This window comes from Sphingomonas sp. (assembly GCF_039595165.1).
Classification (GTDB): Bacteria; Pseudomonadota; Alphaproteobacteria; order Sphingomonadales; family Sphingomonadaceae; genus Sphingomonas.
In genome coordinates this window covers 1-5,529 of record NZ_JBCNMA010000175.1, presented here as the reverse complement: position 1 = coordinate 5,529, position 5,529 = coordinate 1, and the positions used below count along the sequence as shown (strand labels likewise).

4 protein-coding genes are annotated in these 5,529 nt (G+C 68.7%); 3 read left to right on the top strand and 1 reads right to left on the bottom strand.

The features are described 5' to 3' along the window. Positions 1-2,457 (bottom strand): sensor histidine kinase KdpD (locus ABDV68_RS18085; RefSeq protein WP_343521492.1); only part of this gene is annotated, 2,457 nt, incomplete at its 3' end. 337 nt (positions 2,458-2,794) lie between these two features. Between ABDV68_RS18085 and kdpF the strand changes: the two genes are divergently transcribed. The 3 genes from kdpF to ABDV68_RS18070 form a co-directional block, all read left to right on the top strand. Next, positions 2,795-2,884: a K(+)-transporting ATPase subunit F gene (gene kdpF / locus ABDV68_RS18080; protein ID WP_343521491.1), complete on the top strand. Its 90-nt coding sequence runs from the start codon at positions 2,795-2,797 to the stop codon at positions 2,882-2,884. 13 nt (positions 2,885-2,897) lie between these two features. Next, the gene (kdpA, locus tag ABDV68_RS18075; protein ID WP_343521490.1) at positions 2,898-4,601 is read left to right on the top strand and encodes a potassium-transporting ATPase subunit KdpA; all 1,704 of its coding nucleotides are present in this window, start codon (positions 2,898-2,900) and stop codon (positions 4,599-4,601) included. A gap of 11 nt (positions 4,602-4,612) precedes the next feature. Further along, on the top strand, positions 4,613-5,529 hold a 917-nt coding region (locus ABDV68_RS18070; RefSeq protein ID WP_343521489.1), incomplete at its 3' end, for an HAD-IC family P-type ATPase.

Sequence of the window (5,529 nt, the reverse complement as noted above, 5' to 3'; positions counted from 1 at the left end):
GTGCTCGGTACCGGGTACGAGGCCACGGCCCTGGTCGCGGATCGCGAGTTCCACCGAATCCGGTGTTCGCCGCCCCTCGATCACGATCCGGCCGTTGTCACCGCCATGCTGCGCGGCATTGGCGAGCAGGTTGATGAGGATGTGGTGCAGTAATGTCGGATCGGCGCGCACCAGCGGGAGGTTGGCGGGCACCTGGAGATCGATATGCCTGCCGCGCAGCGTCTCCTTGAGGTCATGGACCGCGCTGCCGATCGCGTCGGTCAGGTCGATCGGCTCGATCGACAGGGTGAGCGCGCCCGAATCGATGCGGATCATGTCGACGAGATTGTCGAGGAACCGCCGCAGCCGTGCCACCTCGGCGCGGGCGAGCGGGATCGCCTCGGCATCGGGATGCTCGGCGGCGATCGCGTCGATCGCGCCCGAGACCGAAGTCAGCGGGGTACGCAGGTCGTGCCCGATCGACGACAGCAGCGCCGCACGCAGCCGGTCGCGCTCCTTGAGCAGCGCCACCTCGCGCACCTGGCTCTCGAGGCTCAGCCGCTCATGTGCCAGCGCCGCCTGGCCGAGCAAGGTCTGCAACAGTACTGCGCGATCGGCGCTGACCGGATCGCGGCCGTCGCCGCGCGACAGGCCGACGATGGCGAGCACGCCCAATGCGGTCTTGAGCGGATGGAACTGCCAGTCGGCGGCGTTGAGCGTCGCGGTGCCGCTGCCGGCGAGCTCGCCGCGCGACCAGCTCCACTCCGCCGCGGCCTGGTCCACTGGGCTGAGCATGGCGCCGGCGGGGGAAGCGGCGACGATGACGAGCGCGCCGTCGCGTTCGTTGAGCAGTACGGTCTGGAGGTCGAACAGAGCCGCCAGCTCGCCGCACACGACCTCGCTCGTCGCCTGCCAGTCGGAAACGCGCGCGAGCGACTGGCCGAACGCGGCGACCGCGGCGTTCTCCAATGCGCTGCGCGCGCCGATCGTCGCGCGGGTCTTGAGCCGGCCAGCGAGATGCGCGGTGAACGCCGCGACTCCCATCAGCACGAACAGCGTCAGCACGCTGCGCGGGTCGGCGATGGTGAAAGTATGCAGCGGCGGCAGGAAGAAGAAGTTGTAGGCGAGCGCCGACAGCAGCCCGGCGGCTAGGCCCGGGCGCAGCCCGTAACGGTTCGACGCGAGGATCACCGGCAGCAGGAAGATCAAGTCGACTCCCGACAGCCCGATCAGCGGCTCGGCGAGCTGGCCCAGCAGCGCCGCGCCCGCCACCAGCACCGCGACGATGAGATAGGCGGACGCAGGCCCCCAGCCCTGGCCCGACCCGTTCGCCTCGCTGGCGGCGATGCTCGGCGCGGACGGGATGACATGCACCGCGAGGCCGTCGCGCGCGCGCAGCATCGCCGTCACCACCGAGCCGTGGCGCAGCTCGAACCACCAGCTTCGCACCGACTTGCCGAGCACGAGCTGAGTCGAGCGGGTGTCGCGGACATGCTGGGCGAGGCCGTCGATCACGCGCTCCGCCGGCAAGGTCGCGATCGTCGCGCCGAGCGTTGCGGCGAGCCGCAGCGTCTCGGCGACGCGACGCTTGGCCTCCTCGTTCAGCCGCTCGGCGCGCGGCGTCTCGATATAGACTGCCTGCCACGGCGCCTTGAGCGCGTCGGCGAGCCGCTTGGCCGCGCGCACGATCGCATCGGCGCCGGGCAGTTCGCTGACCGCGACCAGCACGCGCTCGCCGCCGGCATAGGTGCCGGGCAGCGCGCCTTCGTCGAGATGCTCGACCAGCGCCTGATCGATGCTGAGTGCGGCGCGGCGCAGCGCCATCTCGCGCAGCGCCGACAGGTTGGGCTTGGAGAAGAAGTGGCCGAGCGCGCGCGACGCCTCGTCGGGGATGTAGACCTTGCCGTCCTTGAGCCGCTCGATCAGCTCGTCGGGGGGCAGGTCCACCACCTCGATCTCGGCGCCCTCGAACACGCTGTCGGGCACGGTCTCGCGCACGCGGACGCGGGTGAAGCTGGCGACGACGTCGTTGAGGCTCTCGACATGCTGGATGTTGAGCGTGGTGTAGACGTCGATGCCCGCGTCGAGCAGCTCCATCGCGTCCTGCCAGCGCTTGGGATGGCGGCTGCCCTCGACATTGGTATGAGCGAACTCGTCGACCAAAGCGAGTGCCGGGCGGCGGGCGAGCACCGCGTCGAGATCCATTTCGGTGAGCTTGTGCCCGCGATAGTCGATCGTGCGACGCGGGATGATCTCGAACGGTGCGGTCAGCGCTTCGGTCTCGGCGCGGCCATGGGTGTCGACGACTGCGACGACGACATCCACCTCCGCGCTGAGCCGTTCGGCGCCCTCGCGCAGCATCTCGAAGGTCTTGCCCACGCCCGGCGCCGCGCCGAGGAAGATCTTGAGCTTGCCGCGCGCTTCCCGCTTCGCCGCGCGCAACAGCGCTTCGGGGGACGGGCGGGAAGGATCGGTCATCGCCAGTATCGAACTCCGTTCGCCCTGAGCTTGTCGAAAGGCCCTCTACGCTAGCGAAGAACAGGACGGGGCTTCGACGGCTCAGCCCGAACGGGGTTGGGGAAGGCGCGGCGAAAGTCCAGTCCTTGATAGCAATGCTTATGTTTTCCTAACGCGCTGCCGCCGCATTCGCCGTCGAACCTTTACGCCCTCAATCCCTAGGTGAGCGGCCGGGCCGCCATCCCGGCGGCGACAACCGGGACCGATCCGATGCTTGACCTTCTGTGGCTCGCCATTCTGGGCGGGCTGGTCGCATTGACGCTGGCCTTCGTCCGCCTGTGCGACGGAGCCTGACGCGATGACGACTCACCTTATTCTCGCCGGGCTCACCGCGCTCGGCCTGCTCGCCTATCTGGTCGCAGCGCTGCTGCGACCCGAGAAATTCTGATGGGGGACGCAAGATGACCCTGACCGGCTGGGCGCTGATCGCGCTCTTCGTCGCCCTTCTCGCCGCGCTGGCCAAGCCGATCGGCATGTGGCTCCATGCGCTTTACGAGGGGCGGCGCACGCCGCTCCACGCCGTGCTCGGCCCGGTCGAGCGCGGCTTTTACCACCTTTCCGGCATCGACCCGAACGAGGAGCAGAGCTGGCGCCGCTACGCGCTGCATATGATCCTGTTCAACCTCGCGCTGCTGCTGCTGACCTATGCGATCTTGCGGCTGCAGGCGGTACTGCCGATGAACCCGCGCGGCCTGGCCGCGGTCGGGCCGGACGGTGCGATGAACGCCGCGATCAGCTTCTCCACCAACACCAACTGGCAATGGTATGCCGGCGAGGTGGCGATGACCAACCTCAGCCAGATGCTGGGGCTCGCGATCCACAACTTCCTGAGCGCAGCGACCGGTATCGCCATCGCCTTCGCGCTGTTCCGCGGCTTCGCTCGGCGCGAGGCGAAGGGCGTGGGCAATTTCTGGGCCGACATGACCCGGGTCACGCTCTACCTGCTGCTGCCGATCTGCGTCGTCTATTCGATCTATCTGATCGCGAGCGGGGTGCCGCAGACCTTCGACGCGATGGCTGTCGCCACGACGGTGGAGGGCGCGCAGCAGAATATCGCGCTGGGCCCTGTCGCTTCGCAGGAGGCGATCAAGATGCTCGGCACGAATGGCGGCGGCTTCTTCAACGCCAACAGCGCGCATCCGTTCGAGAATCCGACCGCGGTCACCAACCTGGTGCAGATGCTGTCGATCTTCCTGATCGGCGTCGGCCTCACCTGGACCTTCGGCAAGGCGGTGGGCGACACGCGGCAGGGCTGGACGATCCTCGCTGCGATGGCGATCCTGTTCATCGCCGGCGTCGCCATTGCCTATTGGGCGGAAGCGGCGGGCAACCCCAACCTCCATGCGCTCGGCGTTCCGGGCGGCAACATGGAGGGCAAGGAAGTCCGCTTCGGCATCGTCGGCAGCATCCTGTTCGCCGCCGTCACCACCGCGGCCTCGTGCGGCGCGGTCAACGCGATGCACGACAGCTTCACCGCGCTGGGGGGGCTCGTCCCGCTGTTCAACATGCAGCTCGGCGAAGTCGTGGTCGGCGGCGTCGGCGCGGGCATCTACGGCTTCTTGCTGTTCGCCATCCTCGCTGTGTTCGTCGCCGGGCTGATGGTCGGGCGCACGCCCGAATATGCCGGCAAGAAGATCGAGGCGCGCGAGGTCAAGCTAGCCGTGCTCGCCATCGCGATCGCGCCGCTGTGCATCCTCGGCCTGACTGCGCTGTCCGCGGTGATGCCCGACGGGCTCGCCGGGCCGCTGAACAAGGGGCCGCACGGCTTCACCGAGATCCTCTATGCCTTCGCCTCGGGCACCGGCAACAACGGCTCGGCCTTTGCCGGGCTCACCGCCGGCACGCCGTGGTACAACGGGCTGCTCGGGCTCGCGATGTGGCTCGGCCGCTTCTTCGTGATCGTGCCAGTGCTCGCCATCGCGGGCAGTCTGGCGGCGAAGAAGTACACCCCCGCCTCGACCGGCTCCTTTCCGACCACCGGCGGCCTGTGGGTCGGCCTGCTGGTCGGCATCATCCTCATCCTGGGCGGACTCACCTTCCTCCCGTCGCTGGCCCTAGGCCCGATCGCGGATCATCTCGCGATGGCCGGCGGCCAGCTGTTCTGAAGGCAATCGCCATGACGACATCCTCGATCTTCAAGGCCGAACTGGTCGTTCCCGCTTGTCGCGACGCGTTCCGCAAGCTCGATCCGCGTCAGCTGATCAAGAACCCGGTGCTGTTCACCACCGCCGTGGTGGCGCTGCTCCTCACCGGGCTGCTCGTACTGGGCGGGGAGAAGCTCTCGCTCCCGTTCCAGCTCCAGCTCATCGTGTGGCTGTGGCTGACCGTGCTGTTCGGCACCTTTGCCGAGGCGCTGGCCGAGGGCCGCGGTCGCGCTCAGGCCGCCAGCCTGCGCGAGACCAAGGCGGACCTGCGCGCCAAGCTGCTGCTTGGCGTCGGCGACACCTATGAGCTGGTCCCCGCGAGCCGGCTGAGCATGGGCGAGCTGGTGCTGGTCGAGACCGGCGACCTGATCCCCGCCGACGGCGAGGTGGTCGAGGGCGTCGCCAGCGTCAACGAGGCCGCGATCACCGGCGAGAGCGCGCCGGTGATCCGCGAGGCGGGCGGCGACCGCAGCGCGGTGACCGCGGGCACGCGCGTCATCTCCGACCGGATCAAGGTGCGCGTGACTCAGGAGCCGGGCCAAGGCTTCCTCGACCGCATGATCGCGCTGGTGGAGGGTGCCGAGCGGCAGAAGACCCCGAACGAGGTCGCGCTGACGATCCTGCTGGTCGGCCTCACCATTATCTTCCTGATCGCAGTGAGCACGATTCCCGGCTTCGCCAGCTATGCCGGCGGCAGCGTGCCCGTCGCGATCCTGGCTGCGCTGCTGATCACGCTGATCCCGACCACGATCGCGGCGTTGCTCTCGGCGATCGGCATCGCGGGCATGGACAGGCTGGTGCGCTTCAACGTGCTCGCCAAGTCGGGCCGCGCGGTCGAGGCGGCGGGCGACATCGACACGCTGCTGCTCGACAAGACCGGCACGATCAC

Bases quoted from the DNA above. Each gene is read 5' to 3' on its own strand.
- kdpA (WP_343521490.1), top strand. From the start codon at position 2,898: ATGACCCTGACCGGCTGGGCGCTGATCGCGCTCTTCGTCGCCCTTCTC.
- kdpF (WP_343521491.1), top strand. From the start codon at position 2,795: ATGACGACTCACCTTATTCTCGCCGGGCTCACCGCGCTCGGCCTGCTC.